Origin of the sequence: Citrobacter sp. RHBSTW-00944, from assembly GCF_013615435.1 — a bacterium.
In the GTDB taxonomy this organism is placed as follows: domain Bacteria; phylum Pseudomonadota; class Gammaproteobacteria; order Enterobacterales; family Enterobacteriaceae; genus Citrobacter; species Citrobacter braakii.
In genome coordinates this window covers 2,825,217-2,842,746 of record NZ_CP055418.1, presented here as the reverse complement: position 1 = coordinate 2,842,746, position 17,530 = coordinate 2,825,217, and the positions used below count along the sequence as shown (strand labels likewise).

15 protein-coding genes and 1 other RNA gene are annotated in these 17,530 nt (G+C 49.6%); 4 read left to right on the top strand and 12 right to left on the bottom strand.

Annotation, left to right across the window (positions count from 1 at the left end; all coding sequences use genetic code 11):
* Window positions 1-35: 35 nt before the first annotated feature.
* From HV334_RS13670 to ydiK, 9 genes are all read right to left on the bottom strand, one after another.
* Window positions 36-1,187 (bottom strand): acyl-CoA dehydrogenase, encoded by a 1,152-nt coding sequence (locus HV334_RS13670; protein WP_003836610.1) that lies wholly within the window; start codon window positions 1,185-1,187, stop codon window positions 36-38.
* A gap of 13 nt (window positions 1,188-1,200) precedes the next feature.
* The gene (locus tag HV334_RS13665) at window positions 1,201-2,796 is read right to left on the bottom strand and encodes an acyl CoA:acetate/3-ketoacid CoA transferase (RefSeq protein ID WP_181220495.1); all 1,596 of its coding nucleotides are present in this window, start codon (window positions 2,794-2,796) and stop codon (window positions 1,201-1,203) included.
* A 156-nt stretch (window positions 2,797-2,952) separates the two neighbouring features.
* On the bottom strand, window positions 2,953-3,711 hold the full coding sequence (gene aroD, locus HV334_RS13660) for a type I 3-dehydroquinate dehydratase (protein ID WP_019076674.1): 759 nt from the start codon (window positions 3,709-3,711) through the stop codon (window positions 2,953-2,955).
* A 36-nt stretch (window positions 3,712-3,747) separates the two neighbouring features.
* Window positions 3,748-4,614, bottom strand: coding sequence for a quinate/shikimate dehydrogenase (gene ydiB, locus HV334_RS13655; RefSeq protein WP_181220494.1), 867 nt, complete (start codon window positions 4,612-4,614; stop codon window positions 3,748-3,750).
* A gap of 21 nt (window positions 4,615-4,635) precedes the next feature.
* Entirely contained in the window at window positions 4,636-5,871 is a 1,236-nt protein-coding gene (locus HV334_RS13650; RefSeq protein ID WP_047417810.1) for an MFS transporter, read from the bottom strand.
* Window positions 5,872-6,111: 240 nt separating this feature from the next.
* Window positions 6,112-7,332, bottom strand: coding sequence for an MFS transporter (locus tag HV334_RS13645; RefSeq protein ID WP_181220493.1), 1,221 nt, complete (start codon window positions 7,330-7,332; stop codon window positions 6,112-6,114).
* Between the two features lie 48 nt (window positions 7,333-7,380).
* Window positions 7,381-7,737: a YdiL family protein gene (locus HV334_RS13640; RefSeq protein WP_016156361.1), complete on the bottom strand. Its 357-nt coding sequence runs from the start codon at window positions 7,735-7,737 to the stop codon at window positions 7,381-7,383.
* 158 nt (window positions 7,738-7,895) lie between these two features.
* Window positions 7,896-8,003, bottom strand: an RNA gene (rprA, locus tag HV334_RS13635) — antisense sRNA RprA.
* Window positions 8,004-8,187: 184 nt separating this feature from the next.
* Entirely contained in the window at window positions 8,188-9,297 is a 1,110-nt protein-coding gene (ydiK, locus tag HV334_RS13630; RefSeq protein WP_016156362.1) for an AI-2E family transporter YdiK, read from the bottom strand.
* 213 nt (window positions 9,298-9,510) lie between these two features.
* Here ydiK and HV334_RS13625 point away from each other — a divergent pair, with 213 nt between their 5' ends.
* The 3 genes from HV334_RS13625 to HV334_RS13615 all read left to right on the top strand — a co-directional run bounded on the left by HV334_RS13625 (window position 9,511) and on the right by HV334_RS13615 (window position 13,240).
* Complete coding sequence (locus HV334_RS13625; protein ID WP_181220492.1) at window positions 9,511-12,567, top strand: FAD-binding and (Fe-S)-binding domain-containing protein; 3,057 nt, start codon at window positions 9,511-9,513, stop codon at window positions 12,565-12,567.
* Window positions 12,564-12,974: a 1,4-dihydroxy-2-naphthoyl-CoA hydrolase gene (menI, locus tag HV334_RS13620; RefSeq protein WP_016152900.1), complete on the top strand. Its 411-nt coding sequence runs from the start codon at window positions 12,564-12,566 to the stop codon at window positions 12,972-12,974. The genes HV334_RS13625 and menI overlap by 4 nt, the downstream gene beginning before the upstream one ends.
* 77 nt (window positions 12,975-13,051) lie before the next feature.
* Window positions 13,052-13,240, top strand: coding sequence for a YdiH family protein (locus HV334_RS13615; RefSeq protein WP_029139522.1), 189 nt, complete (start codon window positions 13,052-13,054; stop codon window positions 13,238-13,240).
* A 67-nt stretch (window positions 13,241-13,307) separates the two neighbouring features.
* On the opposite strand, the gene HV334_RS13610 is transcribed toward HV334_RS13615, so the two are convergent.
* Window positions 13,308-14,159, bottom strand: a complete 852-nt coding sequence (locus HV334_RS13610) for a Vmh family MBL fold metallo-hydrolase (protein WP_181220491.1) — start codon at window positions 14,157-14,159, stop codon at window positions 13,308-13,310.
* Window positions 14,160-14,281: 122 nt separating this feature from the next.
* On the opposite strand from HV334_RS13610, the gene HV334_RS13605 reads away from it, so the two are divergent.
* Window positions 14,282-15,169, top strand: coding sequence for a LysR family transcriptional regulator (locus HV334_RS13605; protein WP_029139523.1), 888 nt, complete (start codon window positions 14,282-14,284; stop codon window positions 15,167-15,169).
* A 702-nt stretch (window positions 15,170-15,871) separates the two neighbouring features.
* Here HV334_RS13605 and HV334_RS13600 read toward each other — a convergent pair.
* Both HV334_RS13600 and HV334_RS13595 read right to left on the bottom strand, forming a co-directional pair.
* On the bottom strand, window positions 15,872-16,351 hold the full coding sequence (locus HV334_RS13600) for a DUF2778 domain-containing protein (protein ID WP_181220490.1): 480 nt from the start codon (window positions 16,349-16,351) through the stop codon (window positions 15,872-15,874).
* Window positions 16,348-16,830, bottom strand: a complete 483-nt coding sequence (locus tag HV334_RS13595) for an Hcp family type VI secretion system effector (protein ID WP_016156368.1) — start codon at window positions 16,828-16,830, stop codon at window positions 16,348-16,350. The genes HV334_RS13600 and HV334_RS13595 overlap by 4 nt, the downstream gene beginning before the upstream one ends.
* Window positions 16,831-17,530 lie beyond the last annotated feature (700 nt).

The window sequence follows — 17,530 nt, the reverse complement described above, 5'->3', positions numbered from 1 at the left end:
AAAACGCTTGTGCGCTATCCGGCACGAATTACCGCTTACTTATTCTGATAATCTTTCAGGATTTGGCGTCCGGCGACGTAAATCATAATTTCGTCGGTGCCGCCGCCAATGCGCTCGCAGCGAACATCGCGCCAGAATCGGGAAACGCGCGCTTCATCGGTGTAACCCAGCCCGCCCATGATCTGAATGGCGTCATCAATCACTTCCATTGCCGTGCGGGCGCAATACAGTTTTGCCAACGCCGCGCTGGTCCGCAGCGACTGTTCCTGATCGGCCTGCCAGGCCACTTTCAACACCATATTGCGCATGTTTTCAATTTTAATCGCCATCAGCGCCAGTTTTTCCTGGATCATCTGGTTATGGCCAATCGGTTTACCAAATGCGATGCGCTGGTTAGCGTAACGGGCGGCATCTTCGAAGGCGCACTCGGCGAAACCGGTACTACGCGCGGCGTTGATCAACCGTTCCATCTCAAAGTTGTACATGACGTTGAGGAACCCCATGCCTTCTTCGCCGACCATATCGCTTTCGTCTACTTCAACATCATCAAGATAGACTTCGCAGGTGCTGAGCATGTGCCAGCCGATTTTATGCAGCGGATTAACCTTAATGCCGGGTTTCTTCGAATCCACCCACCACAGCGTAAAGGCTTTCTTCGGATCTTTCGGCTCCGGATCGCGAGCCAGTACCAGCATATAAGGATACTCTTTAGCGCCGGTGATAAAGGTTTTTTGCCCGTTGAGATATACCTTGCCGTTCTTGCGGGTGTAGCTGGTGGTAGCGCTGTTATTGTCTGAACCTGCTCCTGGTTCGGTTAATGCCAGCGCATAAGCCGGATCGCCCGTTTCCATGGTGCTTTCTGCTGTTTTACGTAACTGCTCGGCGGAGCCAAAACGACGCATACTGTGAATACACTGACCGTTCGTGATTAAAAAAGCGGGTGCGCCGCATTTGGAAACTTCCATCAGTGCCAGCATCTGTGTGACGTAATCTGCCGGGATGCCGCCAAATTCTTCCGGAACGCCCAGCATTGAAATACCGTTGTCCGCAAGGGCGCGCATAAACTCTTTCGGATAGGTCGCCGTCTGATCGCAGGTACGGAAATATTCCTCCGGGAAATTGCTGGTAATCAGTTCGCGAATGCTGGCAAGCAGCAGCTCTTGTTCTTCAGTTAATGAAAAATCCATCAGGGTACTCCTTTTAATTGGCGGCATCGGGCAATATAAAACCCATCGAAGCATCGATAAATAATCTTTCGTCCATCAGTTTCAGTTCCGGAGAAATAACCGGAGGGAAATCCATTTTGTCCAGAATGTCTTCCTGTAAAGAGACTCCTGGCGCAATTTCGACTAAATGAAGACCATCTTCTTTTAACGTAAATACAGCACGCTCGGTGATGTAACGCACATCCAGTCCGCGCTCGAGTGCAATTTTTCCGCTGAAAGTGACTTCAGGTAATGCGTTGACGAATTTTTTCACCCGGCCTTCCTGCACGATATTTAATTTGCCATTGGCAACTTCCGTTTTCAGGCTTCCGGCAGTTAAGGTGCCGCAAAATATTATTTTCTTCGAGGTGGCGCTAATATCGATAAAACCGCCAGTTCCCATAATTTTGCCATTGAATTTATGTACGCCGACATTGCCGTGGCGATCCACTTCGGCGAAGCTTAAGTAGCATACATCCAGCCCACCGCCGTGGTAGAAGTCAAACTGGGAGGTCATATCCAGAATCGCGCGGGTGTTGACGTTGGCGCCAAAAGCGATGCCCTGGGAGGTAATTCCGCCAATCGGGCCGGTCTCGACCGTCAGAATAAAGTCGTCAGCGCAGCCTTCTTCGCGTGCAACGAGACCAATACCATCGGCGATACCCACGCCAACGTTGCCGACCGCGCCTTTACGCATTTCGAACAGGGCGCGTCGGGCCACCAGTTTACGCTGATTGAGCGGCAGGGCAGTCTGCTGGCTGTCATCAAGGACAAAATCGCCCGAGATAAAGCGGTTAACCGGCGCACCGCCGTACAATTGAGTTTGATCGGGATCGATGACCACAATATCGACCAGATAGCCCGGAATACGCACGGCTTTTGGGTGCAGTGTGGCTTTCTTCACCATTTTTTGCACCTGCATCATGACGATACCGCCGTTGTTGTGAACGGCCTGAGCAATCACCAGCGCGTCGAGATACATAACTTCATCTTCAAACGTGGCGTAACCTTCGCTGTCGCAGGTGGTGGCGCGAATAAAGGCGATGTTTGGCGCAATGGCTTTGTAGTAGAGGTACTCTTTGTTATCAATTTCCACCAGCTTGATCAGATCTTCGGTAGTCACTTCATTCAGCTTTCCGCCCTGTTGGCGGGGATCGACAAATGTTCCGATACCGATCTCACTCAGAATACCCGGCTGGTGGGCTGCCGAGGCACGCAGGGTCTGGGTTAATACGCCCTGAGGATAGTTATAGGCGGCAATTTTATTCTGTTCAGCGAGGTCGGAAATTCGTGGTGATTGTCCCCAGTGGCCGCATAATGCCCATTTGACTAAACCTTCTTGTGCTAACGGGCTAATTCCACGGTCAGCACGGTCACCTAATCCCGTTGGGCTAATCAATGATAAGTTTCGGGGAGAGTGTGCGTTTTTATATTTTTCAGCCAGCGCGTTAATTAATGTTGTTGCTTCGAGAATACCGCCGCCTGCGCCTAATACGCAGAGCGTTGCCTCATCAGGAATATAATTAATGGCATCCGCTGCGGATAATACGGGGACCCGACCATCAATGCGTTTTGGTCTTGGTAATTTCATATGAACTCCAGATTATATGCGTGCGACTACCTGTCGCTATATTCGACAATAATAATGTGAGTTATTTAATAATGTCCGGCCATCTGCCCGATATTCGTGATTAAGCGAATATCTGGGGCAGGGCATTACTGATATTAATATGGATAAACGGTACTATTACGCCTGATGCAATATGGTCAAAACGGTACGTAGGTCGGTGACCGAAATTTGCCCTGGGGCAGAGGCTTTTTTCACCGCGCCAAAGGTTGCCGCTGAACCGAAAACCTCACCGGACAGACGTGAAATCACCCCTGTTTTAGCCATCGACATAGTAATGATCGGGCGATCGGCATAGCGTTCCTGCATTTCCAGAGTTGCGCCAAGCAGGGTCAATACATCCGTTTTGTTTTGCGGCATCAGGGCGATTTTCGGGATATCAGCGCCAAGCTCCTGCATTTTACGCAGGCGCAGGACAATCTCTTGTGCCGCTGGCGTCTTATGGAAATCATGATTCGACATAATGACGGCGACATTTTTTGCATGTGCATATTCGACGGTGGCTTTAATCAGTTCGTCACCGGTGAAAAGCTCCAGGTCAATCATATCGACCAGACCGCTATCTACCGCCGCACGGTTTAGCGCAATATAGTTTTCGACAGCCAGCGCCTGTTCACCACCTTCTTTGGCACTACGGAAGGTGAACAGCAGCGGTTTGTCAGCTATCACCTCGCGGATGGCGCGTGCAGCTTCCAGTACGGCATCAACGGAGGACACCTCGGTGAAATGGTCAACGCGCCATTCCAGAATGTCGAAATCCGCCTCGCGATAGGCCAGCGCTTCGCTTTTTACCGTTGCGATGTCTTTACCCATCAGTGAGACAATGATCTTCGGCGCACCCTCGCCAATGACGAGGTTTTTTACGGTTACGGTTTTCATCGATTACCCTTTAAATATTTTACAAATGCTTGCCCATCAGGCTGCAAAACCCATAACCTGTTTCACATACTCAAGAGGGAAATCTTTCCCGGTCCAGAGTTTAAACTGTTCAGCCCCTTGCCATAACAACATGCCGTAACCATCAATCGTTTTGCAACCGGCAAGTTGTGCCTGTTGCAATAATTTGGTCATATGCGGGTTGTAGACGCATTCAGTCACCAGCAGATCCGGGCGTAGCAGGGAAACGTCGGTCACCAGAGATTCGTTCTCCAGCGGCTTCATTCCCACTTTCGTACCGTTGGTCAGAATATCCGCGCTGGCCAGTGCGTCCGCAAAAGCCTGTCGATCGTCGAGATCGATAACGGTGACCACGCAATCGGTATTTTCATTAACACGTTTGGCGAATTCCTGCGCTTTGGCAAAGAACTCATCTTGACGGTTAAAGAGTTTGATTTCTTTGATGCCTTCAATCGCCGCCTGGGCGCCAATGGCCGTTGACGCGCCGCCTGCGCCCAACAGTACCATGGTTTTACTCCTGATATCGAAACCGCTTTCCTTGATGGCGCGAATATGCCCCGTGCCATCAGTATTGTAGCCGCGCAGGTAACCATCATCATTGACGATAGTATTAATCGCGCCGACCAGTTTGGCTGCAGGCGTTAATTCATCAACATATTCACATGCCAGTTGCTTGTTGGGCATTGAGACTCCGGTACCGCGCATTTTTAAGGCCTTCAGCCCGGCAATCGCATTAGCAAACGTGGAGTTATCAACTTCAAATGCCATGTAGGTAAAAGGTAATCCCGCTTTTTCTAATGCCTTATTTTGCATTTCAGGCGACAAGCTGTGTCTGATAGGGTAGGCCATCAGACCAATCAGTTCATATTTTGCAGTTACGTCCATTTGATACTCCTTCTAAGCAATTTATTGAAAATAACGTTCGCCCAACCGCACATCATTTTTGGGAATATCAAATACGCGGTAGTAACGAATAAAGACGATGATGGCGGTGATGAAGGCCAGCAAAGCAAATGCGAGGTCCAGCAAAATGATGTACTGCAGGCCAATGTTTGAAAGGTATCCGGTGATTAATGGGATAATAAAGTTGGCTACGCCCCCCATCATCATATAAATACTGGTGACCTTGGCTTTGCTCCTGGGGAAAAACTCTGACATCACCGAAACGCCGAGCTGTAAAATACCGCCTGCGGCAGAAAACCCGATAAGAAATGAACCGGCGTTACACACCAATGGGGATGGATATAAATAGATAACCGCTGCGGTGAGGGTTGCCAGCCCGGCGTTAAACACATTCGCCCAAATGGGTCGAACCATTTTCTTGAGCAGTGCAGCAAAAATAAACACGCAGACCAGCGATCCCATACTGTAGTAAGAGATGGTTTTCAGCGCGTCGGCTTCTGCCATGCCGGCAAATGCCATCGCGTATTTCGGCATCCAGACTACGATGACGTAAAAGGTCGAAAATGCGGCCACCCCAAACATAACGGAGGCTACGCCTTCCAGCCAGACCAGCGGTTTACTGTTCATCTGTGGTAGCTCTTTTGCAATGCCCGCATCCACCATCTGGCTGGGGAAGCGGCTTTTGAGCAGCATCAACGTTATGACGACGAACAGTACTCCCGGGATAATGACCGCATAGCCGTACCAGATATGGTTAAGCAGCATGGTGCTGACGACGATGGGGTAGATCATCTGCCCGAATGAGACCATCGCTTTAACCAGGATAACCGCTGACCCAGACGCCTTAGGGAAGCATTCCATCAAAGCCGGATAGCCACCTGTATCCAGGGCCGAGTTAGCGACGCCGACACAAACAGCGAGAATAAAGGCAATCATCAGATTCGGGCTGGCGGGAATGCCGAAGAAAAACAGCATGTACAGAATTGCCCCTAACAGAATGATAGCCCGTCTACCAAATTTATCTGAGAGCACGCCAAAGAATAAAATACTGACCAGGCGGCCAAGACCAATGCCGGAAATTAAATAGGCTATCCCAGCATTGTCGGTAGAGAATTTTTCTGCGAGAGAGCTCATATTTTGCGCCAGTGTAATGACGCTAATGCCGTGTAAAAAATAACTTAAATAAATACAGATTATCGCCAAAAGGAATGGCGTATTAAAGGTCTTATTTTGAGACATGTTCACAACTCCTTGCGGATTTTAAAATTGTTCTGTGCTCGTCGATATTGTTTAAATTGCGGCGACCTTGTGATTAATATACCGGGGTGCTGATATTGTGCCTACATAGCATGGCGTTTAAGTTACCAGGTATGTTGCATGCTCAACTGTGAAACTTAATTCTTTCAACCAACATTTTGCTGAAGTTTTAAAACCGCGACCAATTATTTTGCAGCGGGGGAGAACAATATTGCATCCGCATTATTTTACGACCGTCGCCATGTTTAGTTGCTGCTTTGTCGCGATACGGCTGCGATAGCCAATAAACAATGCTAACAGGAAGCCTACCGCGGCTATGCCGGTATCAAACCACATGATGTGAGCAATGCTGGTCTGCGAGAGTCTTGCCGTTATCAGTGGGATGGTGAAGGTCGCAATGCTGCCCGCGCTGTAGTAAATCCCGGTGGCTTTGCCCTTCGCATCGGGAAAGCGTGCGGCCATCAGCGTTAAACCGATTTGTACAACGCCTCCGGCTGAAGAGAAACCGATGACAAATGCGAAGACGATCACCATGTAGATCGACGGATGCAGGCAGACCATCAGCAATGCGATAAATGAGATAAAGGTGTACAGCATTAACAGAGAGGTTGCGCGCCCTGTCTTTCGTACCAGTGGCGCGGTGATCAACACACACAGTAGAGAACCGCAGGTGTAAATGCTTAACAGCTTGATCGATAAAGTGTAGGACATCCCGGCGACATACTGTCCGTATTGTGCTAACCACTGGCTTATCAGATAAAATGTCGCCATGGCGATGTAGCCGTACAGAGTGTAACTGGCGAGATCGAGAAGAGAACAACGATGTTCAGATTGTATGCTTTTCTGTTCAACGGGTAATGCCTTGAGGGGGGCTTGATGCCCAGGATGGGCCGGGAATCGACAGCGAAACAAAAATACGCCATTGATTAGCATTACCGCGGCCGCCACAAGGAAGGACCAGCCAAACCAAAGTTCTGCCCACACCAGCAGACTGATAATCATCGGCAGCAGAAACTGACCGATGGAAACAAACGCTTTAATTAAGATATTAGCCGTGCCGGGAGAGCGGGGAAACGCCTCCATCAGGCTGGGGTAGGTTCCGGCGTCAAGAAAACTGTTTGCCATTCCGGCTAAAAATCCAAAAGCATAGGCAATATAAATGCTGTGAGTATTGATGATGCCTACAAAGAACAGCAGGTAGCAGACCATGCCGAAAATAATAAACGGTCTGCGGCCATAGCGATCGGAAAGCATGCCCGCCACCAATAACACGCTTAAACGGCCAATGCCGAGTGAGGAAATAACAATTGAGACCCCTGCGGCATCGGTGTGCCACTGTTGTTCCAGTGAAGACATATTGAGGCTCATCAGAATGACCCCCATGCCGTGTACCAGGTAATTAAAGTACAGCCCTATCGCAGTGGAGAAATAGGTGTTTTTCATAATATGTTACTCAGCGAAAAGGCTAAATGAGTGTGGCGCTGCGGTCTCTTAACACAAACGCTCAAGGTCGTGGGCATACAGTTCAACAGCGGCCGATTGATAGATTTTCCAGTCGAGAAAATCATCGTGCTGATAAACCGCCTGAAAAGAGATCAGATCGGGAAAGAAACGCATGGTGTTATTACCGATACGGTTATTTATTTTTTCGATAATGGCGTTAATTCTTAACTTTCGTCTGGCTTTCATTTCTGCACAAATGCGCGTGATGTCTTCCGGGATTTCCCTTTCGCCATTCTCCCATTGTTGCCAGGCGGCAACATTGTGATCCCGCGAGATATACATAGCGCTTTCTTCTACCGTCATAGCAAAAATATGGCGGATAGCCTGGAGTTCTAATGCGTTCATTATTTGATCACCTCATAAAAGACGGTGGAATAGTAATAACATTGCTGTGGATATTTCGGCTTGAAGAGAGTCACAGTATCTTGTGCAATATTATTTGTTTATCAACGGGGAAGAGGGGAGCTGTGGTGCGGTAAGGCTGGTGGCGAGGCGCGCGAAGGACAAAAAAAAGCCCATCGTGGGAGATGGGCAAAGACTACACACAGCAATTCGTTGTTTCACTCAGGGGATTTCCATGCTTATAAATCAATGTGTTGATCTAAAGCCATGGGCTAATAGTAGGCATACTGATTTTTTACGTCGATCAGATTCATCTCAATAGTTTAAAAACTGTAAATAATTTGCGATGCAAATGAGTATTTAAAGAAGGATAACGTTGGGTCTTATTCAGTAAGCGGGCGGAATTGATTAGTATTGTTAAACAATCAGGCGGCGGTGCCGCCTGACGTGGGATTACTTATTGCGTTCGATTTCAGCAATTTCTTCGAGGATTTCGTCGGGATCGCTACCTGGCGCAGGGGCTTCGTTTACCCAGGCGGAGAACAGACGCCAGGACACGGCCAGTACCACCGGGCCGATAAACAGACCAATCATGCCGAAGGCAATCAGTCCGCCGATGACCCCTGAGAGAATCAGGATCAGCGGCAAATCGGCCCCCATGCGAATCAGCATCGGGCGAATAACGTTATCCAGCGTTCCGACCACGCCGCTCCACACCAGCAGCACCGTGCCCCAGGTTGAATCGCCCGTCCAGTACAGCCAGATAATGGCCGGGACCAGCACCGGCAATGGCCCCAGTTGCACCAGACAAGACAGGATCATCAATACCGCCAGCAGCGTGGCGTACGGCACGCCGGTTACCGCCAGACCAATGCCACCGAGCACTGCCTGCACCAGCGCGGTGACCACAACGCCTAATGCGACGGCGCGAATGGCTTGTGCTGCCAGCAGAATGGCGGCATCGCCACGTTTGGATGCCAGGCGACAAGCGAAGTGGCGAATACCTAACGCCACCTGTTCACCGCGCCAGTACAGCAGGGCGCTGAACAGCAGCATCAGACCACAGTGCATCATAAAGCGGCCAAGATGTGCAGCCTGGCCAACAAACCAGGTCGTCGTCGTGCCGATATAAGGACGAACCTTGGCCATGATGGCCGCGCCGCCCATATCCAGCAGACTGTGCCACGCGGCATACAATTTTGCGCCGACCAACGGAATACTGTTCAGCCACGCCAGATCCGGCAGGGTCATATCGCCTGCGGTTACGGCATGGATCAATGGCCCGCTGCCATCAACAATGCTATTGACCAGTAGCGCGATAGGAATGATGAACAACAGCACCAGCAGCAGGGTCATCACCAGCACGGCCAGCGAGCGACGGCCCCAGAGCAATTTTTGTAAGCGTAGCAGGATCGGCCAGGTCGCAATGACCACCGTCCCCGCCCATGCAAAACCGAGGATAAAGGGCTGAACAATCCAAAGACAGGCCACAATCATGACGGCTAAAAACAGCGCCGATAGCAGCACTTGTGCAATATCCTTGGGCTGGCGGAAATTTACCATAAATACTTTTCACCTTTGTCTTTGCGCCAGAACGTTGACGCGACGTGAACACTTAAATGACACCCTGTAATGATGAGCAATTTCAGCGGTTTTTAACAGGCGGATTCTGCCTGTAAATCTGCTGAGCGTATTAGAAAAAAATGTGATACAACAAACAAAGCAACACGCAAACGATTAAATTCACAACACAGACCGCAGGAAAGGGTCACTATAATGATTCCACAAATTTCTCAGGCGCCAGGTGTCGTTCAACTGGTGCTCAATTTTTTGCAGGCACTGGAGCAGCAAGGATTTACGGGCGATACGGCAACGAGCTATGCCGATCGTCTGACAATGTCGACGGATAACAGTATTTATCAGCTGCTTCCTGATGCTGTCGTATTCCCTCGTTCAACCGCAGATGTGGCGCTCATCGCTCGTCTGGCGGCGGAACCTCTTTTCTCTTCGTTGATTTTTACCCCACGCGGCGGCGGCACCGGAACCAACGGTCAGGCGCTGAATCAGGGCATTATTGTTGATATGTCCCGCTATATGAGCCGCATCATTGAAATCAATGCGCAGGAAGGTTGGGTGCGGGTCGAAGCCGGGGTGATAAAAGACCAGCTCAACCAGTTTCTGAAGCCTTACGGCTATTTCTTTGCCCCCGAGTTATCCACCAGTAACCGGGCAACGCTGGGTGGGATGATCAATACCGACGCATCTGGACAAGGCTCGTTGGTTTACGGTAAAACCTCCGATCACGTGCTGGGTATCCGCGCGGTGCTAATGGGCGGCGATATTCTTGATACCCAGCCAATGCCGGTCGAACTTGCCCAAACGCTGGGTAATAGCAACACCACTATTGGCCGCATTTACAAGACGGTTTATGAGCGTTGCCGCGACAACCGACAGCTGATCATTGATAAATTCCCGAAACTTAATCGCTTCCTGACCGGTTACGATCTGCGGCACGTCTTTAATGATGAGATGACCGAATTTGATTTAACCCGCATTCTTACTGGCTCTGAAGGTACGCTGGCGTTTATCACCGAAGCCCGTCTGGATATCACGCCACTACCCAAAGTCAGACAACTGGTTAACGTTAAGTACGACTCTTTCGACTCGGCATTGCGTAATGCCCCGGTGATGGTGGAAGCGCGCGCGCTGTCGGTAGAAACCGTCGACTCCAAAGTGCTTAACCTGGCACGGGAAGATATTGTCTGGCACTCGGTAAGTGAATTGATTACCGATGTGGCGGATAAAGAGATGCTGGGTCTGAATATTGTGGAGTTTGCCGGTGACGATGAAGCATTGATTGATTCGCAAGTCAGCGCACTGTGCGAACGGCTGGATGGCTTAATCGCGCGTCAGGAAGCGGGTGTTATAGGCTGGCAGCTATGTACCGAGCTGGCAGGCGTCGAGCGCATTTACGCGATGCGTAAAAAAGCTGTCGGTCTGCTGGGGAATGCGAAAGGGGCCGCGAAGCCGATTCCGTTTGCTGAGGATACCTGCGTTCCGCCGGAACATCTGGCTGACTATATTGCCGAGTTCCGCGCGCTGCTCGATAGCCACGGCCTGAGTTACGGCATGTTTGGTCACGTGGATGCAGGCGTGCTGCACGTCAGACCGGCGCTGGATATGTGCGACCCGCAGCAGGAAGTGCTGATGAAACGCATTTCTGACGATGTTGTCGCGCTGACGGCAAAATATGGCGGTCTGCTGTGGGGCGAGCACGGGAAAGGTTTTCGTGCAGAATATAGCCCGGCGTTCTTCGGTGAGGAACTGTATCGTGAACTGCGTAAAGTGAAATCGGTGTTTGATCCGCAAAACCGGCTCAATCCTGGCAAAATCTGTCCACCGGAGGATGTTGATGCGCCGATGATGAAAGTGGACGCGGTGAAGCGCGGAACGTATGACCGTCAGATCCCGCTGACCGTACGCCAGGAGTGGCGTGGGGCGATGGAGTGTAACGGCAACGGGTTATGCTTTAACTTTGATGCGAAAAGCCCGATGTGTCCGTCGATGAAAATCAGCCTCAACCGCATCCATTCACCGAAAGGGCGAGCTACGCTGGTGCGTGAATGGCTGCGTCTGTTGGCAGATCGCGGGATTGACCCGCTACAGCTGGAAAAAGAGCTACCGGAAAAACGTGCCAGTTTACGTACGCTGATTGCCCGTACCCGCAATAGCTGGCATGCGCGCAAAGGCGAATACGATTTCTCGCACGAAGTGAAAGAGGCAATGTCGGGTTGTCTGGCGTGTAAAGCCTGTTCCACACAGTGCCCGATTAAAATCGATGTGCCGGAGTTCCGCTCACGCTTCCTGCAGTTGTATCACACGCGTTATCTGCGGCCGTTGCGCGATCACATGGTGGCGACCGTTGAGAGTTATGCGCCGTTAATGGCGCGGGCGCCCAACACGTTTAACTTCTTCATCAACCAGCCGCTGGTGCGTAATCTGGCTAAAAAGCACATCGGCATGGTCGACTTACCGCTGCTGTCTGCGCCCTCGCTTCAACGTCAGTTAGTTGGCCATCGTTCCGCCAATATGACGCTGGAACAGCTCGAATTACTCAGCCTTGAGCAAAAAGCCCGTACGGTGCTGGTGGTGCAGGATCCGTTCACCAGCTATTACGATGCACAGGTGGTGGCTGATTTTATACGTCTGGTTGAAAAGCTGGGTTTGCAGCCGGTACTGTTGCCGTTTTCGCCAAACGGCAAGGCCCAGCATATTAAGGGCTTTTTAAACCGTTTTGCTAAAACCGCAAAGAAAACATCTGAGTTTCTCAATCGGGTGGCGAAGCTGAATATTCCGATGGTGGGTGTCGATCCGGCGCTGGTGCTTTGCTATCGCGATGAATACAAACTGGCGCTCGGGGAACAGCGGGGCGATTTCCATGTGTTACTCGCCAACGAATGGTTATCGACAGTTGTAGAGTCACAGCCGCCAGTCGCTGTGGGCGGTGAACCGTGGTACTTCTTTGGACACTGTACCGAAGTGACGGCCCTGCCGGGCGCGCCTGCTCAGTGGGCGGCTATTTTTGCCCGCTTTGGTGCAAAGCTGGAGAACATCAGCGTAGGGTGCTGTGGTATGGCGGGCACCTATGGCCACGAAGTGAAGAATCATCAGAACTCACTGGGGATCTATGAGCTATCATGGCACCAGGCAATGCAACGATTGCCGCGTAACCGTTGTCTGGCTACCGGATACTCCTGTCGCAGTCAGGTTAAACGCGTTGAAGGCACGGGCGTTCGCCATCCATTACAGGCACTGCTGGAGATTATAGGATGATCTGGAAACGTGAAGTCACACTCGAAGCGCTCAACGCCATGGGTGAAGGAAATATGGTTGGGCTGCTCGATATTCGTTTTGTGCACATTGGCGATGACACGCTGGAAGCCACAATGCCGGTAGACCACCGTACTAAACAACCTTTTGGTTTGCTGCACGGCGGCGCGTCCGTAGTGCTGGCTGAGAGCATTGGTTCGGTGGCTGGCTACCTGTGTACTCAGGGTGAGCAGAAAGTGGTGGGCCTGGAGGTCAACGCCAACCATATTCGCTCGGCGCGGGAAGGGCGCGTCAGAGGGGTATGTCGCGCGGTGCATACCGGCTCCCGTCATCAGGTATGGCAAATCGAAATCTTCGATGAGCAGGGACGATTGTGCTGCACGTCGCGTCTGACGACAGCAATTTTGTGATGCATATTGCTTTTGGTCATTATCTGCACAGGGAATGGTGTTATACTGTGCAGGTTTTGAACACAAGCGAGGATGATATGTCTACCCAATTAGACCCGGCCCAACTGGCAATAGAGTTTTTACGTCGTGATAAAACCGATCTTTCACCAGCTCAGTACCTGAAAAGACTGAAACAGTTAGAGCTGGAGTTCGCGGATTTATTGACGCTTTCTTCGACTGAACTAAAAGAAGAGATCTATTTTGCCTGGCGCATGGGCGTTCATTGATTCCGGTATGCTTATCGTAATGAAACCCCGACACGCGTTCGGGGTTATTTTTTGCGTTAAATCTCAATCACCACTTCATCTCACCAGTATTAACCTTCGCACTTAGCTCCAGAGAACTTGCGTCTGCAAGACCTGGCCATGCCGCGGTGATGGTTTTAATCACATAATCCGAACCTTTCTTCGCCCCTAACGCCTGCTCAAACGATTGCAGATAGCCCTGTGTGAAGCGAATCGCTTTATCGCCCGCAGGGCGTTCGCCGATGTAATGCCCCGGGACCACCTGGGTGGGTTGTAACTTCTGCATTTCGCCCAGTACGCTACGCCACGCGCTACGCTGTTCTGCAGATTGCGTATCCGCCGTCCAGACGTGTATACCAGACGCCACGCCGGTACCGCCAATAATGGCACGGTTCGCCGGGATCCAGACATAGGCTGCATAATCATTAGGGTGGCGCAGTTCCAGCGTTTCACCATCAACCGTGAAATGCGTTTGCGTTGTCGCTTGCGGAACGGTGAGCGATGTTGGCGCGCCATCCTTCATTTGCGGACCCCAGAATTGCAGTTTGGCCTCTTTGGTGGCACGGATATGGTCTACTACGTGCGGTGTTGCCAGGACTTTTACCTGTGGGAAAGCTTTGACGATAGGCTGCAGTCCGAAATAGAAATCCGGATCGCCGGAGGTGATCACGATGGCCTTCAGCGTTTTACCGCTGGCGCGAATCATCTGCACCAGCTGTTCACCATCTTTAGTACTGAACTGTGCGTCAAACAATATTGCTTCTTTCGGTCCTGAAACCAGCGTTGAAGAGACCGGGAAAATAGCCTTGTCCTGTGGATTGTAGACGTCCAGCTGTAGCGTCGCGGCAAAGGCTGAAGAGGCGAACAGAGGTAACAGCAGGGCCAGCGTTTTAACTTTCATGTCAGGTATCCTTGTGCAGGAAATTGTCTTTTGATAGTTCCTGTATTTTAAGGAAATTCGGATCTGTTAGAATTCCCTTATTAGGACATGCTGAGTTTCATAAAACGATCGGATGGGATGCAATGGACAGAGTGATGGCGGCAACGGTATTCAACCATATCTGTGATTTGGGCAGTCTGAGCGCCGCCGCGCGTGCGCTGGGGCTTTCCCGTCCGATGGTCAGTCGTTACCTCGACGAGATGGAGAAATGGGCGGGTGCAAGGCTTATCCATCGCTCGTCGCGCCGTCTGACGATCACGCCAGCGGGTGAAGAGGCATTAGTGAAAACGCGTTCTCTGGCGCAGCTTTCGCTGGATATTGGTGCCGCCAGCGCCGCGCAAACTCCCTCTGGCACGCTACGTGTGGCCTGTGCGCATTTTACAGCTATGCATATTTTAGCGCCGGTACTGCCCGCGTTTCTGACGAAGTATCCGCAACTGCGTATCGAGGTGGAGATCAATAATCAACCGGTAAGCCTCGTGGGAGAACGCATTGATGTGGCGATCCGTATAACGGAAAACCCTGAACCTGGAACTATTGCCCGTCGCCTTGGCGACTGTAAATCGGTACTGTGCGCGTCTGTCGAGTACCTGCATCAACATGGCACTCCTGAGACTATCGACGACCTTACGCGGCATAATTGTCTCTACTACAGCGGGTTTGCCGGAAAATCCTGGCACTTTCTGGATGCCCAGGGGCGGGCTGCCGCTGTTGCGATTAAAGGCAATTTGAGCGCCGGGATCTCTTCGTTGCTCTGTGAGTCGGCGTTGGCGGGAACGGGTATTGCGCTGGTGCCGGAACTGGAGGCGCGGGAAGGGCTGGCACAGGGAAAGCTGGTTAGACTCTTGCCCGAGCTTCAACCAAAAAGCCTGCCAATTTATGGTTTATATCTTTCGCGGGAGCATCAGCCTGCAGGACTGCGCCTGTTGCTGGACGCGCTCAGTGAAAAACAGCGCCTAATAATTGATTGAATACGCTTATAAAATAGTCAAATCGCAATTTGTGTTAAACAAAACATATCCGGAAGTGAGATTATTCTTATCGCCCCTTCAAGAGCTAAGCCATCGTGAGTGCCGGAGATAAGCGCCGGATGGGGCCGGAACCCTTAAGCCTGCCAGCAAGCAGCCTTAAGGGTTTTTTGTTGTTTGTTCATAATTTGAATTTTTTCCCTCCCGTCATTCCTACGTATCTCTAAATAGATAGTAATTCTGTAAAATGAGTATATATCTAAATCTAAAGAATTTTCTTTAACCAGCCTTGCGATTGAGGACAGTACTGTAGCCAACTGGCTATCAACGACGCATACTGACTGGATGACCTTGTTGCCAGCCAGTAGAGTTGTGGAATGTGAACTCGCCTAAATTGGCAGTGGGGTAGGTTCGATACTGAAAACAGTGGGACTGAAGTCCCACTGTTAAGCATTTTCATTTAATTTTTGCATCTTTCCATTATCATCGACATGAACAATATAAAAATTCCGTTCAATAATAATGCGCCCATAAAGATAACGGTCATGTGTGTATTGTCCCAGACGCTGGGGTCCATCTCTTTCACATCGGGATAGATTAAATCAAATAATTTATTTTCAGGTAAATATTTGAAAATAAATAGAAAAAAACAAACCCAAGATATTGCAAATAAATACCATGTGATGACTTTTTTAATATGTTTCATTAATACACCTGAATAGTGCCGTATGCACGAAGGCTGGGGGTAATCAGCATTTGTGGAGTACTTAAAAGTGCTTCCCGGAGTATGTTGTAATGAGCTCTACTGGGAAGAGTTATACAGCCATTACTGACGCCATTATACCCCGCTGGGTGCAATCTGAAATACCCACGGCTGACCTTGTTATAGAACGTAACGTCATCTAATTTTTCATCCTCTCTGAATAATCCGAACCAGATATCGCGGTCTGAACCGCTAATCTCTGACGCAGTATAATCTTTAATTGCGCTGAAAATCCCGCCTTTCGGACGCGAAACAATATAGTATTTACCGGGAGGAAGCGGCCCGATATCCTTAATTGCTACCGATTCAGGGTTGTTTCTATGCTCCCCACTGTTACCTGAATATGCAGGGAAGAAGCCAACTCCGGGGCAGCTAAGATTTGATAGCTGCCCACCGTTTAAATGAAATGTGCAACGAATCACCGTTCACTCCAGGAATCAGAAAATATTATATTCCCGTCGCAGTGTTTCCAGGTTATTCGTTCATATCTAAGAGCAATACTTTCAAGGTGATTGTGTTTTTCAGTGGCTGCGTTTTTCACGTCATGCATTAGAGGACAAATTGAAACCACCTTCACTGTTTCGAGTAGCATATTGAAGTATTCAACTTCCTGTCCTGCATCATTGATTTTGTACCATTTAAATTCGGCCTCTTTAAGGGTTTGTCCAGTGGCTACTGCTTTGTAAAAATATGGACTGGAGCTATCAAACTCCTTTTCAAATATAAGAGCGGTGTGTACTCGTGTTCCTGTTATTTTCCCTGTGTTGTTGTCGGTAGGGAGGTGCAGGCCATGACTAAACCCTAAGATCTCAATGCTCCCCACACGGTCGCGAACATCTACAGAACCCTTGATGTCTGCTCCTCCATCATCTTTTAACCACAAATACGCAGGTATAGCCATTTAAAACTCCATTTCACATACGCAAGGAAACTGTAATAAACGACATGACGCATGAATACGCAAGGCAATAAATGTCATACATTTTTATTATGTTTTATTGATATTTATGAGAGAAATAAAAAGCTTAGAATTAAAAAAGAATAGTAATGGTGCACATATAAGAATAGTGAGATTTTGAAGCGAAATATATTGCTTAATTCTGATATTGAGAAAGTCTTTGTAATGCTATCAAGCAGGATCTTAAAAGTAGACGCGCAAACCGTACTGTCGATTTTGTTCGGAAGGCGTTGTGGTGTTTTGGATAAATCACGCGCAGAGGGCGCATGAAAAAGGGTGAAGTTTGGGGGGCAAAAACGCGCTGGGGCGCAATTTAGAGGATTAACTAGTCCGTTTTTGTCTATAACAAGAAGAGATTAAGTTAATGATTATACAATAGTCGTATGATTTCATGAAATTTTTAAAACTTATCACTTAAATAGACATTATCTATACATCTTTTAGCCTTTGACCTGTCTGTACGATTCAATTGTTAAAATCCATTATTAATCAATGCATTGAACAAAAAAATCCATCCCTGTTAACCCACGCAGCAGGGTCTATGCTTAGTAAAAGGGGGCAAAAAGGGCGATTAACCCGAATGCCCCTGCTGTTGAGGGGTTGAAGTGATAATCATTATCACTAACATGTTGTTATAGCTTGA

Coding starts and splice junctions, on each gene's coding strand:
- aroD (WP_019076674.1), bottom strand. CDS start 3,711: ATGAAAACCGTAACCGTAAAAAACCTCGTCATTGGCGAGGGTGCGCCG.
- ydiK (WP_016156362.1), bottom strand. CDS start 9,297: ATGGTAAATTTCCGCCAGCCCAAGGATATTGCACAAGTGCTGCTATCG.
- HV334_RS13670 (WP_003836610.1), bottom strand. CDS start 1,187: ATGGATTTTTCATTAACTGAAGAACAAGAGCTGCTGCTTGCCAGCATT.
- menI (WP_016152900.1), top strand. CDS start 12,564: ATGATCTGGAAACGTGAAGTCACACTCGAAGCGCTCAACGCCATGGGT.
- ydiB (WP_181220494.1), bottom strand. CDS start 4,614: ATGGACGTAACTGCAAAATATGAACTGATTGGTCTGATGGCCTACCCT.
- HV334_RS13610 (WP_181220491.1), bottom strand. CDS start 14,159: ATGAAAGTTAAAACGCTGGCCCTGCTGTTACCTCTGTTCGCCTCTTCA.
- HV334_RS13625 (WP_181220492.1), top strand. CDS start 9,511: ATGATTCCACAAATTTCTCAGGCGCCAGGTGTCGTTCAACTGGTGCTC.
- HV334_RS13645 (WP_181220493.1), bottom strand. CDS start 7,332: ATGAAAAACACCTATTTCTCCACTGCGATAGGGCTGTACTTTAATTAC.
- HV334_RS13605 (WP_029139523.1), top strand. CDS start 14,282: ATGGACAGAGTGATGGCGGCAACGGTATTCAACCATATCTGTGATTTG.
- HV334_RS13640 (WP_016156361.1), bottom strand. CDS start 7,737: ATGAACGCATTAGAACTCCAGGCTATCCGCCATATTTTTGCTATGACG.
- HV334_RS13665 (WP_181220495.1), bottom strand. CDS start 2,796: ATGAAATTACCAAGACCAAAACGCATTGATGGTCGGGTCCCCGTATTA.
- HV334_RS13650 (WP_047417810.1), bottom strand. CDS start 5,871: ATGTCTCAAAATAAGACCTTTAATACGCCATTCCTTTTGGCGATAATC.
- HV334_RS13595 (WP_016156368.1), bottom strand. CDS start 16,830: ATGGCTATACCTGCGTATTTGTGGTTAAAAGATGATGGAGGAGCAGAC.
- HV334_RS13615 (WP_029139522.1), top strand. CDS start 13,052: ATGTCTACCCAATTAGACCCGGCCCAACTGGCAATAGAGTTTTTACGT.